Annotated in this window: 15 protein-coding genes; all 15 read right to left on the bottom strand. The window is 58.7% G+C overall.

The genetic code is table 11. The annotated features are described in order from the left end of the window. Positions 1-81 precede the first annotated feature (81 nt). The 15 genes from lpxB to cpaB all read right to left on the bottom strand — a co-directional run bounded on the left by lpxB (position 82) and on the right by cpaB (position 15,788). Complete coding sequence (lpxB, locus tag ACXAH0_RS03590) at positions 82-1,266, bottom strand: lipid-A-disaccharide synthase (RefSeq protein ID WP_475189146.1); 1,185 nt, start codon at positions 1,264-1,266, stop codon at positions 82-84. Between the two features lie 8 nt (positions 1,267-1,274). Then, positions 1,275-2,159 carry an LpxI family protein gene (locus tag ACXAH0_RS03585; RefSeq protein ID WP_475189145.1) on the bottom strand — a complete coding sequence of 295 codons (885 nt, stop codon included), beginning with the start codon at positions 2,157-2,159 and terminating at the stop codon, positions 1,275-1,277. 3 nt (positions 2,160-2,162) lie between these two features. Beyond that, complete coding sequence (lpxA, locus tag ACXAH0_RS03580) at positions 2,163-2,960, bottom strand: acyl-ACP--UDP-N-acetylglucosamine O-acyltransferase (RefSeq protein ID WP_475182270.1); 798 nt, start codon at positions 2,958-2,960, stop codon at positions 2,163-2,165. Between the two features lie 6 nt (positions 2,961-2,966). Then, on the bottom strand, positions 2,967-3,431 hold the full coding sequence (gene fabZ, locus ACXAH0_RS03575) for a 3-hydroxyacyl-ACP dehydratase FabZ (RefSeq protein ID WP_475182267.1): 465 nt from the start codon (positions 3,429-3,431) through the stop codon (positions 2,967-2,969). A 52-nt stretch (positions 3,432-3,483) separates the two neighbouring features. Next, positions 3,484-4,521: a UDP-3-O-(3-hydroxymyristoyl)glucosamine N-acyltransferase gene (gene lpxD, locus ACXAH0_RS03570; protein ID WP_475189142.1), complete on the bottom strand. Its 1,038-nt coding sequence runs from the start codon at positions 4,519-4,521 to the stop codon at positions 3,484-3,486. A gap of 78 nt (positions 4,522-4,599) precedes the next feature. Continuing rightward, a complete protein-coding gene (gene bamA / locus ACXAH0_RS03565; protein ID WP_475189141.1) occupies positions 4,600-6,843 on the bottom strand; it encodes an outer membrane protein assembly factor BamA in 2,244 nt (747 codons plus the stop codon). 302 nt (positions 6,844-7,145) lie between these two features. Beyond that, positions 7,146-8,288, bottom strand: a complete 1,143-nt coding sequence (rseP, locus tag ACXAH0_RS03560) for an RIP metalloprotease RseP (protein ID WP_475189139.1) — start codon at positions 8,286-8,288, stop codon at positions 7,146-7,148. Between the two features lie 108 nt (positions 8,289-8,396). Further along, positions 8,397-9,605 (bottom strand): 1-deoxy-D-xylulose-5-phosphate reductoisomerase, encoded by a 1,209-nt coding sequence (gene dxr / locus ACXAH0_RS03555; RefSeq protein ID WP_475189136.1) that lies wholly within the window; start codon positions 9,603-9,605, stop codon positions 8,397-8,399. Between the two features lie 9 nt (positions 9,606-9,614). Continuing rightward, positions 9,615-10,457, bottom strand: coding sequence for a phosphatidate cytidylyltransferase (locus ACXAH0_RS03550; RefSeq protein ID WP_475189134.1), 843 nt, complete (start codon positions 10,455-10,457; stop codon positions 9,615-9,617). A 15-nt stretch (positions 10,458-10,472) separates the two neighbouring features. Then, positions 10,473-11,234 (bottom strand): isoprenyl transferase, encoded by a 762-nt coding sequence (locus ACXAH0_RS03545; protein ID WP_475189131.1) that lies wholly within the window; start codon positions 11,232-11,234, stop codon positions 10,473-10,475. A gap of 30 nt (positions 11,235-11,264) precedes the next feature. Next, positions 11,265-11,828: a ribosome recycling factor gene (frr, locus tag ACXAH0_RS03540; RefSeq protein WP_475182245.1), complete on the bottom strand. Its 564-nt coding sequence runs from the start codon at positions 11,826-11,828 to the stop codon at positions 11,265-11,267. A 111-nt stretch (positions 11,829-11,939) separates the two neighbouring features. Beyond that, a complete protein-coding gene (pyrH, locus tag ACXAH0_RS03535; protein WP_475182240.1) occupies positions 11,940-12,659 on the bottom strand; it encodes a UMP kinase in 720 nt (239 codons plus the stop codon). A gap of 69 nt (positions 12,660-12,728) precedes the next feature. Continuing rightward, entirely contained in the window at positions 12,729-13,646 is a 918-nt protein-coding gene (gene tsf / locus ACXAH0_RS03530; protein ID WP_475182235.1) for a translation elongation factor Ts, read from the bottom strand. Between the two features lie 143 nt (positions 13,647-13,789). Beyond that, positions 13,790-14,617 (bottom strand): 30S ribosomal protein S2, encoded by an 828-nt coding sequence (gene rpsB, locus ACXAH0_RS03525; RefSeq protein ID WP_475182231.1) that lies wholly within the window; start codon positions 14,615-14,617, stop codon positions 13,790-13,792. Between the two features lie 373 nt (positions 14,618-14,990). Then, entirely contained in the window at positions 14,991-15,788 is a 798-nt protein-coding gene (gene cpaB / locus ACXAH0_RS03520; RefSeq protein ID WP_475182228.1) for a Flp pilus assembly protein CpaB, read from the bottom strand. Positions 15,789-16,059: the final 271 nt, after the last annotated feature.

Genomic DNA, 16,059 nt, shown 5'->3' with positions numbered 1-16,059 from the left:
ATAGAATGCGGATTTGCTCCAAGATTCCCGGCTCCCTATCAAACCGGATGGTGGTTCTGAAACCAGGGAGACCGGGAGCATTCAGGCCGGTGTGGCGGTTTTGCCCGAAAGGGCGTTGAGGACAACCTCCGCTGCCGCCTCGCTCTGGCTATGACCGCCGGGAAGCCGCATCAGACCCTCCAGTTCGGCAAGGTCTACCAGCTGCTCCTCCCGAGCTTCGCCCGGTGACAAGAGTGCTTTCAAATGCCTGGCCAGAACGTCTGGGCGGACTTCCTCATCCAGAAACTCGGGAATCGCCTTTTTGCCGAGGATGATATTCGGCAGAACAAAGGACTCCACGCTGGAAAATCTGAACAGGCGATTGAGTTCTTTCAGGCGTCGGAAGAACCAGTCCACCTTGTAAGCGACCACCATGGGAACCCCGGACAGGGCGAGTTCCAGAGAGACGGTTCCAGACGCTGCCAAGGCGGCGTGAGCCCGTCGGAACGCCAGTTGCTTGGCATCCAGCCCGGTCACGATCTCAGGCACATATGGCCAGACAGAGACCTCCTTGCGGATCCGCTCTTCCAGGTGACTGACGGCTGGCAGCAGCACGGTCAATTCGGGCATATCAGCCTTCACGCGGGCCACCGTTTCGCCGAAAACAGAAAGCAGCCGGTCAACCTCGCTGCTGCGGCTTCCTGGCAGAACGACCAGCACCGGCGCGCCATCTCCAAGGGATGTGCGTTCGCCGCCAAAAGGCCGCAGATCCTCCAGCTTCTCACTCAGGGGATGACCAACATAGTGGGTCCGCGGTCCGCCCAGGCTCCGGTGCACCTCCGGTTCAAAGGGCAGAAGAGCCAGCAAGTCATCAACATAGGCACTCATTTTCCGCGCGCGCCCGGACCGCCAAGCCCAGACCGACGGAGAAACATAGCCGACAATCGGGACATGCGGAGCCCGTTTGCGCACCCGGCGGGCAACATTGTGGGTGAAGTCCGGGCTGTCGATGATCACCAAAACATCCGGATCCGCAGCAACAACGGCATCGACCGTCTGGTAGACACGCCGGACAATCAGCGGCAGCCGCTTCAGCACCGCGCTGATGCCCATGACGGACACATCAGACATGTCAAAGAAACTGGTCAATCCAAGCCCGGTCATCCTTTCGCCGCCAACGCCGCAATAGCGCACCCCAGCGCCGAGCCTGCCATTCAAAGCTTTCATGAGTTCGGAGCCGAGCTGGTCGCCGGACTCCTCCCCGGCAACCAGGCAAATCGAAGGCATCTGTCCGGTCATTGGTCCGGACCGAGCGCAAGCGTGTCCTGATCAATGCCGATCAGATAAAGCCCTGCAGCATTCGCCTTTTGAAGCGTTTCTTCCTTTTCGGCGATCAGCGCTCCTTGTGCTTCAACGGCAATCCCGGCCAGGCCAGCAGCAACCGCAAGCTCGATCGTGCGCGGACCGACTGTTGGCAGATCGACCCGCAGATCCTGATTGGGTTTGGCCGTTTTGACGAGCACCCCGGCCTTGCCTTTGGAGCGGACCCGGCCGCTGCGTTTCAGCTCCGCGCAACGCTCCAGCATCGCATCTGTGCCTTCGGCCCCTTCCAGCGCGATCACGCGCCCGCCCACAGCGACAGCGGCCTGCCCAATATCAAGTTCCCCAAGCTTCTCCGTGGCTTTCAGAGCCAGTTCCAGATCGCGCCAGTCGGTCTTTTTCGGCTGCACCTTGCCAAGGACACCGCTTGCCGCCAGCAAGTGGGGTGCAACATCCCTGATCCCCACAACCTTGTACCCCTCGACTTCGAACAAACGGATGACCTTGGTCAGCAGGCTGTCATCCCCGCCTGCCAGTGCCCGCAAAATGGTCGGCAGCCGCTTCAAGGTGCCAAAGTCACCGAAAATCGACGTAAAGTCCGGACGCGCCGACACGCCGCCGATCAACAGAACCTGGTCGCAATCAGATGCGCTCAAGAACCTGTAGAGACGCCCGATCTCGCCCCAACCAAGCTCCGCACTGGCCCTTTTGCGGGTCAGCTCATCCGCTTCGCCCTTGATGGCAACAATGCGAAAGTCCCGTCCCGTCTCCAAAAGCGCATCGGCGATTTGTCCGGGCAAGCTGCCATTGCCAGCGATCAACGCCAGGCGCCCCCCGGCTCCGCCTTCCGGCTTCCTCATGGCTTAGTCTTCGCTGCGCGGCGTGCAGAAACGGCGGTCGTCCTTGGCCAAAATGAAATCGGTCACTGTCTTGACCAGCGGCTGATCGGCGCTGTCACCGGCAACAGCTTCCGCCCGGCTGCGCAAGGTACCCTCTTCGCTGTCAAACAAGGCCCGGTAGGCCGCTCGCAGGGCATGAATTTGATCCCGGGGCACACCTTTTCGCTTCAGCCCGACGAGATTAAGCCCGGCGAGACGCGCTCTGTCTCCGATCACCGACCCATAGGGAATAACGTCGAATTCCACACCGGTCATGCCGCCGACAATAGCGCCGGTGCCAATCCGGGACCATTGGCGCACCGCGCTGAGGCCGCCCAGAATGACAAAATCGTCCAGCTCCACATGGCCGGCAAGCGTCGCATTGTTGGCCAGAATGGCATGATTACCCACCTGGCAGTCATGCCCCACATGCGAGCCCATCATGAACAGGCAGTTGTCCCCGACGCGGGTCAGGCCGCCCCCGCCTTCAGTGCCCGGATTCATGGTGACATGTTCGCGGATCTGGTTGTCCGCACCGATTTCAAGACGCGTTTCCTCTCCGCCGAATTTCAGGTCCTGCGGCTTGTGGCCAATGCTGGCAAATGGAAAGATATGGGTCCGCGCCCCCACCCGCGTGTGACCAGCCACCGCAACATGAGCCTCGAGCGTGACCCCTTCCGCCAGTTCCACATTGGAGCCAACGATGGAATAAGGGCCAATCCGCACCCCGTCTCCGATGACAGCCCCGTCTTCCACAATCGCCGTTGCATGGATGTCAGTCATGTGTCCTCACGCATCTATCAGCATGGCGCTGACTTCCGCTTCCGCAACCTTGGTTCCGTCCACCATGGCAACTGCATCGAATTTCCAGATGTTTGAACGCTGCTTGATCTTCTTCACATGGAAATGAACCTGATCGCCCGGCTCGACAGGTTTGCGGAACTTGGCCTTGTCGATAGTCATGAAATAGACAAGCTGCGGCGGCGCGTCATCCCCGCGCGCGTGAACACACAGCGCTCCGGCGGTCTGGGCCATAGCTTCAATCAGCAAAACGCCGGGAAACACCGGCCGTTCTGGAAAATGGCCGGTGAAATGCGGCTCGTTGATGGTGACGTTCTTGATGCCAATACAGCTGTCATCGCCGTCCATTTCGATGATCTTGTCGATCAAAAGAAAAGGATAGCGGTGCGGCAGAAGCTTCATGATTTTCATGATATCTGCGCTGGCAAGAGTCTTTTTTTCTGCGTCTTCCATGTAGTGCCCCTTGGCGGATTAACTCCGTTGTGTTTTTAGCGATGGGTTCCCTTTACGAGCCGCTGCCGCGTTCTGCAAGTTTTCTTAACGCAGCCACTTCCCGGAACCATTGTTTCACGGGCTTTGCCGGTGTGCCCCCATACCGCCCCCCAGGTGCCAGATCGTCATTGACCACGCTGACTGCTGCAACCTGCGCGCCCATGCCAATGGTGACATGTCCCCGCACGCCGCTCTGTCCGCCGATGGCAACAAAATCTTCCAGCGTACAACTGCCTGAAAGCCCAACCTGAGAGACCAGAACACAGTGGCGCCCAACCACCACGTTATGGCCAATCTGCACCTGGTTGTCGATTTTGGTGCCCTCACCGATCACCGTATCCCGGTTCGCCCCCCGGTCAATGGTTGTGTTGGCGCCGATTTCCACGTCATCCTGAATCACGACACGGCCAATTTGCGGAACTTTCAAATGCCCTTGAGGTCCCATGGCATAGCCGAACCCGTCCTGTCCGCAGCACACACCCGGATGCAGGAAAACCCGATTGCCCAAAACACTATGCTGCACGGTGCAATTTGCACCAATCACACAATCCCGGCCGATCCGGACACCGCGCCCGATGACCGCATTGGCCCGGATCACCGTGCCGGCCCCGATCTCGGCCTTCGCGCCGATCACCGCACCCGGCTCAACCCTCACGCCGTCTTCCAGACGCGCTGCCGGGTCGACATGGGCCCGCTCTGAGATGTCAGCGCCCGCCACATCCCGGGGCACCATCGCCTCCGGATAAAGCTTTGCAAGGATCTTTGCCCAGGACCGGTAGGCATCTGCACAGACCAGCACCGCAACCCCTTCGGGCACCTTGTCCTTGTGGCGAGTATTGACCAGACAGGCCGCCGCCTCGGTGGTTTCCAGCTGTTTGAGATAGGCCGTGTTGTCAAAAAAGACCAGCGCGCCTGGTCCGGCATCTTCCAAAGGCGCCACCTTTGACAATTCAAGCGACGCCTCCCCCCGGTAGATTTCCGCTTCAGCCCACTCTGCGAGCGTCTGAAGGGAGACAGGGGCAGGACGTTGGAAGAACGTGGGCTCGGACATATCGAATCCTGATTACAAGACAACAAAAAGGCCGCCGAAAGGATCCGGCGGCCGTTTTCTAACCTATCAGACCGCGCTTTAGAAGCGGGTCCCCCCGCTCAAGCGGAAGATCTGCGTCTTGTCTGAGTCTTCCTTGACGACCGGGTACGCGAAGTCGGCGCGCAGCGGGCCAAAGGGCGAGTTCCACCGGATCCCGGCGCCAACAGAGGCTCTGATCGACAGATCATCGGAGTCGATCTTGCCACCATTGCTTTCAACCAGATTGACCAAATCGCTGTCCGCATCCCACAGGGACCCGGCATCGGCAAAGACGGCGCCGCTCAGGCCGAATTCCTTCGGAATGACCGGGAACGGGAACGTGCCTTCTGCAGTGGCGGCGAAGTAGAAGCGGCCACCGATAGCATCCTCGGTCGAAGCGTCCCGCGGACCAATCCCCTGGTTTTCGAAACCGCGGACCAGATTGCCGCCCAGCATGAACTGCTCGGATACCCGCAGGCGTTCGTCGCCAAGGGCCATGATGTTTCCGCCGCGCACCCGCAGGCTTCCGACAACACCATAGTCAGCCAGAAGCTCCTTGTAGGCACGGGCCTGAACTTCGGTTTTGACATAGTAGCTGTCGCCACCGAGACCCGCGAATTGCTGACCGAAAGAGGCAAAGATGCCATCGGTCGGATCCACGTTGCGGTCCAGCGTGTTGTAGCGCAGGTCATAGCCAACCAAAGAGGTCAGATAGGTACCGAGGGAGTCACACACCGCGAGGGACAGATCCGAGGTGTTACAGTTATTGATGTCCGTGGACTCGCTGTCCGGATCGGAGTTCTTCTCCTGGAAGATGTTGTAGAACAGCCGGAGCGTGATCTCTTCTTCCCGGAGCGGCAAAGTGAAGCCGAAGCCGCCACCCGTCTTTTCCTGATCGAAGGACCGGTAGTCGTTGGCATCATCCACCTTCCGGTACAGATCGACATCAAAGGCAACCCGGCGGCCCATGAAGAACGGCTCTACAAAGCGGAACTCGTAGGACTGGGTATCCGTTCCACCGCCGACAGAAAGCTTCACGAACTGGCCGCGGCCAAGGAAGTTCTTCTCTGTGACCGAGACATCGCCGATCACCCCATCCACGGTCGAGTAGCCGACACCGAAGGAGATTTCGCCAGTCGGCTTTTCTTCGACCCGCACATTAACAATCACGCGGTCCTGCGAGCTGCCCTGCTGGGTCGTGATCGAAACTTTCTCGAAGAAACCAAGATTGTTCAACCGACGCTCGGCCTTGTCGATCAGCGCCCGGTTGAACGCATCGCCTTCAACGATATCGAATTCACGGCGGATGACATATTCCCGGGTTCGGTCGTTGCCGATCACATTGATCCGCTCGATATAGGCACGCGGGCCTTCTTCGACATAGTAGATCAGGGAAATCGTATTGTCGTCATAGTTGCGCGCGCCGCGCGGGCGGACCCGGGCAAAGGCGTAGCCTTCTTCGGAGACACGCAGAGTCATGTCTTCAACGGTCTGCTCAATCCGCAGGGAATTGAAGGTCTGGCCGCTGCGCGTGCGGAGGAGTTTGCGCAGGTCCTCCGGATCAACTTCGGGAATGGTTGAGACCACTTCCACATCGCCAATTTCGTATTTTTCACCTTCATCAACCGTGAAGGTGACATAAAAGATGTTCTGCTCGCGGTCCAGATCAGCGCTCACGGAGACGATCCGGAAATCCGCATAGCCCTTCTTGTTGTAATACTGGCGCAGCAGTTCCTCGTCCGCGGACAGGCGGTCCGGGTCATAGGTATCCGTGCTGCGCAGGAAGCTGAGCAGGCCGCTTTCACGGGTCCGGATCACGTCCCGCAGGCGGCCGTCACTGAAGGCCTTATTGCCGATGAAGCTGATGCGCTCCACACCAGTCTTGGCGCCTTCATTGATTTCAAAAACGAGATCAACCCGGTTCTGGCCACGGTCAATGATCTGAGGCTCAACGGATGCGCCGAAGCGGCCGGAGCGGCGATAGGCTTCCAGAATATTCTGAACGTCAGCCTGAACCTTTGCACGGGACAAAGTCGAACGCGGCTGGGACCGGACAGCAGTTCCAAGCGCGTCATCCTTGATCTTCTTGTTGCCTTCAAAAGACACGCGATTGATGATCGGATTTTCCGATACTGTCACGATGATCGTGCTGCCGCGCGGGGTGATGTCAACAGTGGAAAACAGGCCTGTTGCATAGAGCGCTTTGAGCGATTCATCGACATCGAAGGCGGAGTAGGACCGCCCCGGAACGATGGTCATGTAGCTGATGACGGTTTCATCCTCGATGCGGGTATTTCCCTGCACCTGAATGGACCTGGCTACTGCAGCCTCAGCGGACCTTGCAAAGGACCATTCCCCATGAGACGCAGGCAAAACCGACCCGATCGAAAGCACGGCCACCGCCAACAACACGGCCCGTGTAAGTTTCTGCAATCGCTGCATATTCGCGCTATGCCTTTTTTTTAAATACGCAATCTGAGAACCCACGATCACCCCGGCAGATTCTCAGAACCGACGAACGTTGTATAGGTTTTTGCTGATAACGCAACTGCCCTTGGCGGCCGAAATCGATTTAGCCTGAGGACGTTGCGTCAATGTCACGGCCATCAGGAATCACTCGACACATGTCGCAGGATATCCTTCCAGGTAACAAAGACCATCAGCATAAGTACCAAGCCCAATCCGATGCGGAATCCGACATCCTGAACGCGCTCGCTAAGCGGTTTGCCGCGCAGGGCCTCCGCCGCGAAATACACCAGATGCCCGCCATCCAGAACCGGAACTGGAGCGAGATTGATAAGGCCGATACTGACAGACAGCACGGCCGCGAGTGAAATCAGGGGAATCAGGCCCTGCTCGGCCACCTTGCCGGAAATTTCCGCGACCCGGATCGGACCGCCAAGCTGGTCCGCCGATTGCCGGAGGGTAATCACCCCCCAGATATAGCTGACCGTGCCTTCCATGATCCGGTAGGTTTCCCGAGTGCCCTCTGCAACAGCCTCAAGCGGCCCGTATTTGATGCGTACGATATTGTCGGGATCAGCCCGCCCGCGCAGGCCGATATCCCCTGCCATCTGCCGCTCGCCGAGGAAAACTTCTTTTTCCTTGGCATCCGGGGTCACGGTTAACGTGACCAGCTTGCCATCCCGCTCGACTTCAAACACAAGCGGGACATTGGCGCTCATCAGAACCACCTGGCGCAGGTCACCAAACGTGTGGATGGCACGGCCGTCGATTTCCTTCACAATATCCCCGGCCACAATCCCGCCCCGTTCGGCAGCTCCGCCCGGGAACACCTCGTCCACAACCGGAACAAGCCCCTGCTTGCCAGCCGAGACGAAAAGCGTCGCGAAAATCACGATGGCGAGAAGGAAGTTGGCGATTGGGCCCGCAGCCACAATTGCCGCACGCTGCCAGACAGGTTTGGCAATGAAAGCGGTTTTGCGCTCTTCCGGGCTCATCTTTTCGATCAGCTCGCGGTTCGGCACGCTGGCCGCATTTTCATCCCCGGCAAACTTCACATAGCCACCCAAGGGAATCATGCAGAGCTTCCAGCGGGTGCCCTTCCTGTCGTTCCAGCCGAAGATCTCCTTGCCGAATCCGACGGCAAACGCATCCACTTTCACGCTGCACCAGCGTGCAACGGCAAAATGACCAAGCTCATGGAAAAAAACGACGATTGTCAGAACAAACAGGAACGGGACAATTGTTCCGACAACGAGGGAATAAGCAAAACCAAGAAATTCCATGAACGGATCCGACCTGACACATTTTTGAGCACTATCTCAGCACTCTATTAACAGGAGAATTACGGCGCGTTAATGATGGGTGCAATTTTTACAGCGGCATCCCTGTCATCAAGACTGCGACTGGATCCATTCTACTGTCTTTTGGCGGGCTTCAACATCCAGAGCGAGCACGTCGTCAACACTTTTTGACGGACCGAGCACTCCTGAGGCGGATAATTGTTCCAAAACCGTTTCGATTGCCCTTGGAATATCGAGAAAGCCGATTTTCTGCGCCAAAAACGCATCGATAGCGACCTCGTCGGCCGCATTCAGCGCGGCCGGAGCTCCACCGCCCGCTTGCAAGGCCTCAAGCGCCAGCCGGAGTGCGGGAAAGCGCACCGGGTCCGGGGCCTCAAAGGTCAGGGAACCGAGCTCCGCAAGGTTGAGCCGCGTCACCGGAACCTCCATGCGCCTTGGAAAGGCGAGGCAATGGGCGATCGGTGTGCGCATGTCCGGGCTGCCAAGCTGAGCCAGAAGCGAACCGTCCTTATATTGAACCAGCCCATGCACCGCAGATTGCGGATGCACCAACACCTCCAGCTGATCATGGGCCACGGGAAACAGATGCGCCGCCTCGATCACCTCAAGGCCCTTATTCATCATTGAGGCGCTGTCGATGGTGATGCGGGCCCCCATCTCCCAATTGGGGTGTTTCAGGGCCTGGCGCGGCGTTACCCCGGCCATCTGTTCCAGCGAGAAGGTGCGGAACGGTCCGCCCGACGCAGTAAGGATGACCTTTTCGACAAGATCGGCCTTGTCCGTTTCAAGGACCTGGAAAATCGCATTATGCTCACTGTCCACAGGCAGCATCTCAGCGCCGGTTTCCCGGATCCGGGACATGAACAGATCACCGGCACAGACCAGGCATTCCTTGTTTGCAAGCGCAAGACGCCGCCCTTTGCGGATAGCCCGGAAGGTCGGCTCCAGTCCCGCAGACCCGACAATGGCGCCCACCACCAGATCCGTCTCCCGGTCGACCGCCTCCAGAACCGCAGCGGAGCCGGAAGACACCATAATCCCAGAGCCGGAGAGATGTCCGGCAAGCTCACCATGGTTCTCGGCACATGCGAGCACGGCCGAATCGGCTTTGAGCCGCAGGGCGGTCTTGGCAAGAGAAGCCGCATTCTGATTGGCAACCACCGCCACCACATCGAAGCGGCCAGGATTGCGCTCGATCAGATCCGCAAGGCTTTGGCCGATGGAACCGGTTGCCCCAAGCACCGTGATTTTCACCGGGGCGTCGCTGCCCGCTCCCCTCGCCTCAGCCGGCATACCCATGTCTCCAAATCACCTCAGCCCCAGGCCCGCAATCGGGTCCGCCAGGGACCCTCCGGCGGCCAGCCCCAGGAAAACGGCAAAGATCGCAGCGGCCACCAGCCCGTCGATCCTGTCCATGATGCCGCCATGCCCGGGAATCAAGCGGCTGGAATCCTTGACATCAAAGCGGCGCTTGATAGCCGATTCCAGCAAGTCCCCCGCCTGGGAGACGACGGACAGGACAACCGCGAGCCCTGCCCAGGCGAGAAGCGCCGTTCCGCCAAGCAGCATCACCAGCCCCGTGCCGAACAACACCGCGCACAGAAGGCCGCCCAGGGCCCCGGACCAGGTTTTCTTGGGTGATACGCTCTGCCACAGCTTCGGCCCGCCCAGGGCCCGTCCGGTAAAATAGGCAAAGATATCCGTTGCCCACACCACGAACAGCAGAAAGAAAGTGAAGATCAGGCCATTGCTGCCATTGCGCGCCGCCAGAAGGCCAAACAGGGCAAAGCCGCTATAGAGCAAGCCTTCAGCGCCCCAGCGCCCAACCCTGCCAAACCGCCCGAGAGCCAGGGTCAGCAATGCGCCCAGCAGCAGCACGGCCAGTCCTGCCCCCGGCCTGCCGAGACTGCCGAGAAGCGCAAGCACAACCAGGCTGATCAGGCTGATCAGAGTGCCGGCAAGCGCCTCCCGGCACCCGGTAATGGTGCGCCATTCCCATAAGAAAAGCGTCGCGGCCACCAGGATCAGCAACGCATAGGCAGTGCCGCCCCAATACGTGACCGCAAGCACCAGCGGTCCGAGAATTGCCGCCGAGATCAGGCGCAGCTTCAAGTCCGCCGTCTTCTTTTCGATTGGTCCGGTATCCGCCATCACAAGGGCGCCACGTCAGAGCGCCTTGGCATCAAGGCCGCCATATCGCCGCTGGCGATTGCTGTAGCACTGGAGCGCCTGTTCAAGCGCCGTTTCATCAAAATCCGGCCAGTTCAGGTCGCAAAAATAGAATTCCGAATAGGCTGCCTGCCACAAAAGAAAGTTGGACAGGCGCAATTCGCCGCTGGTGCGAACAATCAGATCCGGATCCGGCAGACCACCCGTGTCAAGCGAACGGGTGATCATCTCTTCGCTGATCTCTTCCACCCGCATTTCCGCGTCCTGCACCCGCTGCGCGAGATGCTGAACGGCCCGCACGATTTCCGAGCGCGAGCCATAGTTGAAGGCCACCACCAGATCCAGGCCCGTATTGTCCCGGGTCAGCTCTTCAGCTTCTTCCAGCAGTTTTAGGATGCCCGGCTCCAGATCGGCGCGGCCTCCAATGATCCTGATCCGGACATTGGCCTCATGAAGCTCGCTCAGGTCCCGTTGCACGAACCGCCGCAAAAGCCCCATGAGAAAGGAGACTTCCGTTGCCGGCCGGCTCCAGTTCTCCGAGGAAAAACTATAGATCGTAACGATCTTGACCCCGAGCTTGCCGGCATGGCGGATGGTCCGCCGCAACGCCTCCAGTCCCTGCCGGTGCCCTTCGGTACGCGGCAGCCCCCGGGCGGTCGCCCACCGGCCATTGCCGTCCATGATGAAAGCAACGTGGTGCGGCGGCTTGGAGAAGGTTTCATCCCCGGCAGGTGAGTGCGGATTCGGGCTGACGCTCATCGGCTTCCCCACGTCTCGGATCCGAGGCCCCTAGACCTGCGAAATTTCCTGTTCTTTCTTCTCCAGCATGCTGTCCACTTCATTGATCATCTGATCGGTCAGTTTCTGGACCTCATCGGAGGCGACACGGCTGTCATCCTGGGAAATTTCGCCGTCTTTTTCTGCCTTTTTGGCGTCATCCATGCCATCACGGCGCACATGGCGGATAGCCACCTTGGCCTGTTCGGCGTATTTGTGGGCCACCTTTATCAGTTCCTGGCGGCGTTCCTGGTTGAGTTCGGGGATCGGCAAGCGCAGAAGCTGTCCATCCACAACCGGGTTGAGCCCAAGGCTTGATTCGCGGATCGCCTTTTCGACGGCAGCCACCATGCCCTTGTCCCACACCTGCACCGCCACCATACGCGGCTCCGGCACGGACACAGTGGCAACCTGGTTGATCGGCATGGCCTGGCCATAGGCATCCACGGAGATCGGATCAAGCATGGAAGCAGAGGCGCGGCCGGTACGAAGTCCGGCGAAATCGGTTTTCAGCACCGACAGGGCTCCCTGCATCCGGCGCTTCAAATCATCCAAATCGACACCTTCAACCGACATCTTGACCTCACTTTTGTTTTGTAATTGGCAAAATAGAGTCCCAGCGCGCGCCAACATGGCACAAACGCGCTGAAACACAAGAGCTTGACGGACGATCAGTCTTTAAAAGTTTCAGTCGCCCACGACTGTATAAGTACCTGTTTCCTGCAGGACACTTACCAGGGCTCCAGGGGTGTGAATGGAAAAGACGATCACCGGGATCGAGTTGTCCCGCGCGAGCGCAATCGCGGTCGTATCCATGACCTTCAAGTTGCGCGTGATAACCTCTTCATAGCCGAGCGTTTCATAGCGCTCCGCGTCCGGGTTCTCTTTCGGATCTTCCGAATAGACACCGTCCACCTGCGTGCCCTTCAAGAAGGCATCGCACTTCATTTCAGCTGCGCGCAAGGCTGCGCCGCTGTCGGTGGTGAAGAAGGGATTGCCTGTGCCGCCGGCGAAGATGATGACGTCCCCGTCTTCCATGTAACGGTCGGCCACACGCTGGGAAAACGTCTCGCAGATCGAGGGCACCGCAACGGCGGAAAGCACCCGCGCATTCACTTTCAGCCGACGCAGCGCGTCAGCCAGGGTCAGGCTGTTCATGATAGTGGCCAGCATGCCCATATGGTCGCCAGTGACCCGGTTGCCGCCCTTGGCCGCAACCGCCACGCCACGGAAGATGTTACCGCCGCCGACAACCACGCCGACCTGGGCGCCAAGCGCCACCGCATCAGCGATTTCCTTGGCAATTCTTTGCACAATGGCCGGATCGATCCCGAATGCCTGTGACCCCATCAGGGCCTCACCGGAGAGTTTCAGGAGGATCCGTTTCCAACGCAAAGAATTCGACATGAGTTCACCCGTTTTAGAATTGTCTTTCTAAAAAAAAAGCGCCGGTCTTGCCGGCGCTTTTCCTTGAGCTTACTGCCCGGTGGCTGCCGCCACCTCTGCGGCAAAGTCCTGCTCCTCTTTCTCGATCCCCTCGCCCAAGGCGAAGCGGACAAAGCCGGAGAGTTTGACTTCAGTCCCCAATTCTTTCGAAAGCGCTTCGACAGCCTGTTCAACCGTTTGATCCGGATTGATCACAAAGGCCTGCTTAACGAGGGTAACTTCCTCGTAGAATTTGCGCAAACGGCCTTCCACCATTTTTTCAATGATGTTTTCCGGCTTGCCGGACTCGCGGGCCTGCTCGGAGAACACGGTCTTTTCGCGTTCCACAACAGCAGGGTCAAGCGCGTCCGTATTCAAGGCCAGCGGGCTGGTGGCCGCAACATGCATGGCGATCTGACGGCCAAGAGCATCGAGTTTGGCCGCATCGCCGGAGGATTCCAGCGCGACCAGAACGCCGATCTTGCCGAGATCGTCGGCCACCTTGCCATGAACATAGGTGGACACGACGCCAGCAGAGACAGACAACAGCGCAGAGCGGCGCAGGGTCATGTTCTCGCCAATGGTCGCAATCGCTTCGGTGATTGCATCAGCAACCGGCTTGCCGTCAAGATCAGCCGCAGCCAAAGCTTCAACGGACCCGTCGGTTGCCACGGCAACCTTGGCGACCTTGGCCACGAGCTCCTGGAACCCTTCGTTGCGGGCAACGAAGTCGGTCTCAGAGTTCAGCTCGATCACAGCCGCTTTGGTGCCGCCAGAAGCAACACCAACCAGGCCTTCTGCCGCAACGCGGCCAGCCTTTTTGGCGGCCTTTGCCAGGCCCTTGGTCCGCAGCCAGTCAACAGCCGCTTCCATGTCGCCGCCTGATTCATTCAGTGCGGTCTTGCAGTCCATCATGCCAGCGCCGGATTTCTCGCGGAGCTCTTTTACCATCGCAGCGGTAATGCTCATCGATTGCCTCGTGGATGGGGGTTTCAGATGAGACACGGTTTAGCCGATGGCTTTCCGCGCCTTTATGACGGGACCGCAACAAACTGCGGCCCGTCTTGCGAATTCAACAACAAACTGCCGCGTAAACCCGCGGCAGCCTTAGCTCAGGCTTCGGCAGCAACCGCTTCGGCTTCAACCGGAGCGTCTTCCGCCACCGGAGCAGCTTCTTCGGTTGTCTCAGCCAGGGCTTCTTCCACCGGAGCCTCTTCCGATTCGCCAATGTCCATGCCGGCAGCGCCCTGGGCGCGGGAAATACCGTCAATGGCAGCACGTGCGATCAGGTCGCAGTAGAGCGAAAGCGCACGGCCGGCATCGTCGTTGCCCGGCACCGGATAGGTGATGCCATCCGGATTGGAGTTGGAATCGAGGATCGCAGCCACCGGAATTCCCAGACGGCGTGCTTCCTGAATGGCAATGGCTTCCCGGTTGGTGTCGATCACGAAGATCAGGTCCGGGATACCGCCCATATCCTTGATACCGCCCAGGTTCCGCTCAAGCTTCTCACGCTCGCGGTCCATGAAGAGACGCTCTTTTTTCGTCAGGGCGTTGGCCGCATCCGAAGACAGGGTCTCTTCCAGCTTGCGCAGACGCTGAATGGACTGGGAAATGGTTTTCCAGTTGGTCAGCATGCCGCCGAGCCAGCGTGCGTTGACGAAATACTGAGCGGAGTTGCGGGCAGAAGACGCCACGGCTTCCTGAGCCTGACGCTTGGTGCCGACGATCAGAACGCGGCCACCGCCGGCAACCGTATCAGACACAGCTTTGAGCGCCTGATGAAGAAGCGGAACGGTCTGGGACAGGTCCATGATGTGAACATCGTTGCGTACACCAAAGATGTACTGACCCATGCGCGGGTTCCAACGGTGTTTCTGGTGACCAAAGTGAACGCCAGCCTCGAGCAGCTGACGCATGGTGAAATCGGGCAATGCCATGGCCCTTAATCTCCTGATTTTTCCGGTTTAACCTCCGCAAGAGGATGTGGGCCGGAGGATCACTCCTGTCGGCCACCGGATGGACCCCGATAAGCTCAGGTTCCGCCCCTTGCGTGTGGAATGGGCGCCTTATAGTGGGCAGAGAATTTTATTTCAAGACCCAAAACCCGGTTTTGTCGTCCGTTTTCAAGGACACAAGTGCTCCGGTGGTGGAGGAAAACTGCCAGATCTGCCGCGCAAGGGGCTGGCGCCAGCCGCACTGCCCGCATGCGGACGTGTCAAATCTGACAGACGACGCGCAGCACGAGGTCAAGAACGCCGGTCAAAGGCGGTTCCAAGTCTATTGGAAAGAGATGGATAAGACCAGCCAGGGTCAATCGAGCACATTGCCGCCCTGGCTGGAGCCGACGGACCAGTGATCGGGCTGCACGCGGACAAACACCTGCGACCGGTGCCGCTCGGCAACTTCCGCATTGTCGGCCGAATCTTCGGCGCTGCGCAGAGCCAGGGCAATCGAGCCCACCTGCTGGGCCTGAACCACGACTTCCGACTGAAACAGTGTCAGCTCGAGGGTTGCCGTGCGCTTTGGCGACAGGTTCTTCTGCTCCTGCTCTCCGGCCGTGGTGCTGTCGATTGCCAGGACGCGGATGTTCTCAAGAATGGTCTCGCTGGCGACCCCAACCCCTTCCACCTCCCGGGAAAGGATCAAATCCACCTTGTCACCTGGAAGAATGAATCCGCCTGCGGAGGTTTCCTGCTCAACCCGCACCGCAATTGCCCGTTTGCCCTTGGGCAGCATGGTGGCCATATAGCCCTTGTCCGACTGGATCAGACGCTCACTGCGGATCGGCTCGCCGGAATAGATCGGAGAGCGTGCAATGCTGCCCATAAAGTTGACCAACTCAACTCCGCCGCCTGCTTTCTTGGTCACCGCGCCGTTCGGAACCCCATTTTCCGGCCACTCGGCCCAAGTGACATCCTGATCGGTGAGCTTGCCGCCCAGGGGAATATCTCTTGAAGCCACCAGCACTTCGGCCTGCGGCTCGCGCACGATCTGAACCGGCGCAGGTGCGGCGGACGTTTCTTCAGACGCCATCACGAACCGGAAGGTCTCATACCCCGCCCCAAGGGAGACCAGAAGCACAAAAATTCGAGCAATCTTCGTCCACAATTTGCGTTTTCCCCAACACACATTCCTTGTCACGCTAACAATACAGGAGAACCCATGAAGACTTAAATACCGCAAACAACAAAACACGGTCACGATTAACAAATCGTCAAATTTTTACATTTGATCTGACCAAGATAATTTTAAAAATACAATTTTATTATATTTTTTTACATTCCTTAATTCTAAAATCGCATGTAAACTGGAACAGTAGACTGAAAACAGGAAATATCAAGATACAATAACAATTCAGAAAAATTCGGGAATGAACAGC

The sequence above is a fragment of the Roseibium sp. AWQ4_290 genome (assembly GCF_056160985.1).
The sequence above is the reverse complement of the archived record's forward strand: the minus strand, read 5'-3'. Positions and strand labels throughout refer to the sequence as shown.

What these genes read in the sequence shown, in the direction of transcription:
- lpxA (WP_475182270.1), bottom strand. Translation starts at nt 2,960, where the DNA reads ATGACTGACATCCATGCAACGGCGATTGTGGAAGACGGGGCTGTCATC.
- fabZ (WP_475182267.1), bottom strand. Translation starts at nt 3,431, where the DNA reads ATGGAAGACGCAGAAAAAAAGACTCTTGCCAGCGCAGATATCATGAAA.
- ACXAH0_RS03585 (WP_475189145.1), bottom strand. Translation starts at nt 2,159, where the DNA reads ATGAGGAAGCCGGAAGGCGGAGCCGGGGGGCGCCTGGCGTTGATCGCT.
- rseP (WP_475189139.1), bottom strand. Translation starts at nt 8,288, where the DNA reads ATGGAATTTCTTGGTTTTGCTTATTCCCTCGTTGTCGGAACAATTGTC.
- rpsB (WP_475182231.1), bottom strand. Translation starts at nt 14,617, where the DNA reads ATGGCATTGCCCGATTTCACCATGCGTCAGCTGCTCGAGGCTGGCGTT.
- lpxB (WP_475189146.1), bottom strand. Translation starts at nt 1,266, where the DNA reads ATGCCTTCGATTTGCCTGGTTGCCGGGGAGGAGTCCGGCGACCAGCTC.
- ACXAH0_RS03545 (WP_475189131.1), bottom strand. Translation starts at nt 11,234, where the DNA reads ATGAGCGTCAGCCCGAATCCGCACTCACCTGCCGGGGATGAAACCTTC.
- frr (WP_475182245.1), bottom strand. Translation starts at nt 11,828, where the DNA reads ATGTCGGTTGAAGGTGTCGATTTGGATGATTTGAAGCGCCGGATGCAG.
- ACXAH0_RS03550 (WP_475189134.1), bottom strand. Translation starts at nt 10,457, where the DNA reads ATGGCGGATACCGGACCAATCGAAAAGAAGACGGCGGACTTGAAGCTG.
- pyrH (WP_475182240.1), bottom strand. Translation starts at nt 12,659, where the DNA reads ATGTCGAATTCTTTGCGTTGGAAACGGATCCTCCTGAAACTCTCCGGT.
- dxr (WP_475189136.1), bottom strand. Translation starts at nt 9,605, where the DNA reads ATGGGTATGCCGGCTGAGGCGAGGGGAGCGGGCAGCGACGCCCCGGTG.
- lpxD (WP_475189142.1), bottom strand. Translation starts at nt 4,521, where the DNA reads ATGTCCGAGCCCACGTTCTTCCAACGTCCTGCCCCTGTCTCCCTTCAG.
- tsf (WP_475182235.1), bottom strand. Translation starts at nt 13,646, where the DNA reads ATGAGCATTACCGCTGCGATGGTAAAAGAGCTCCGCGAGAAATCCGGC.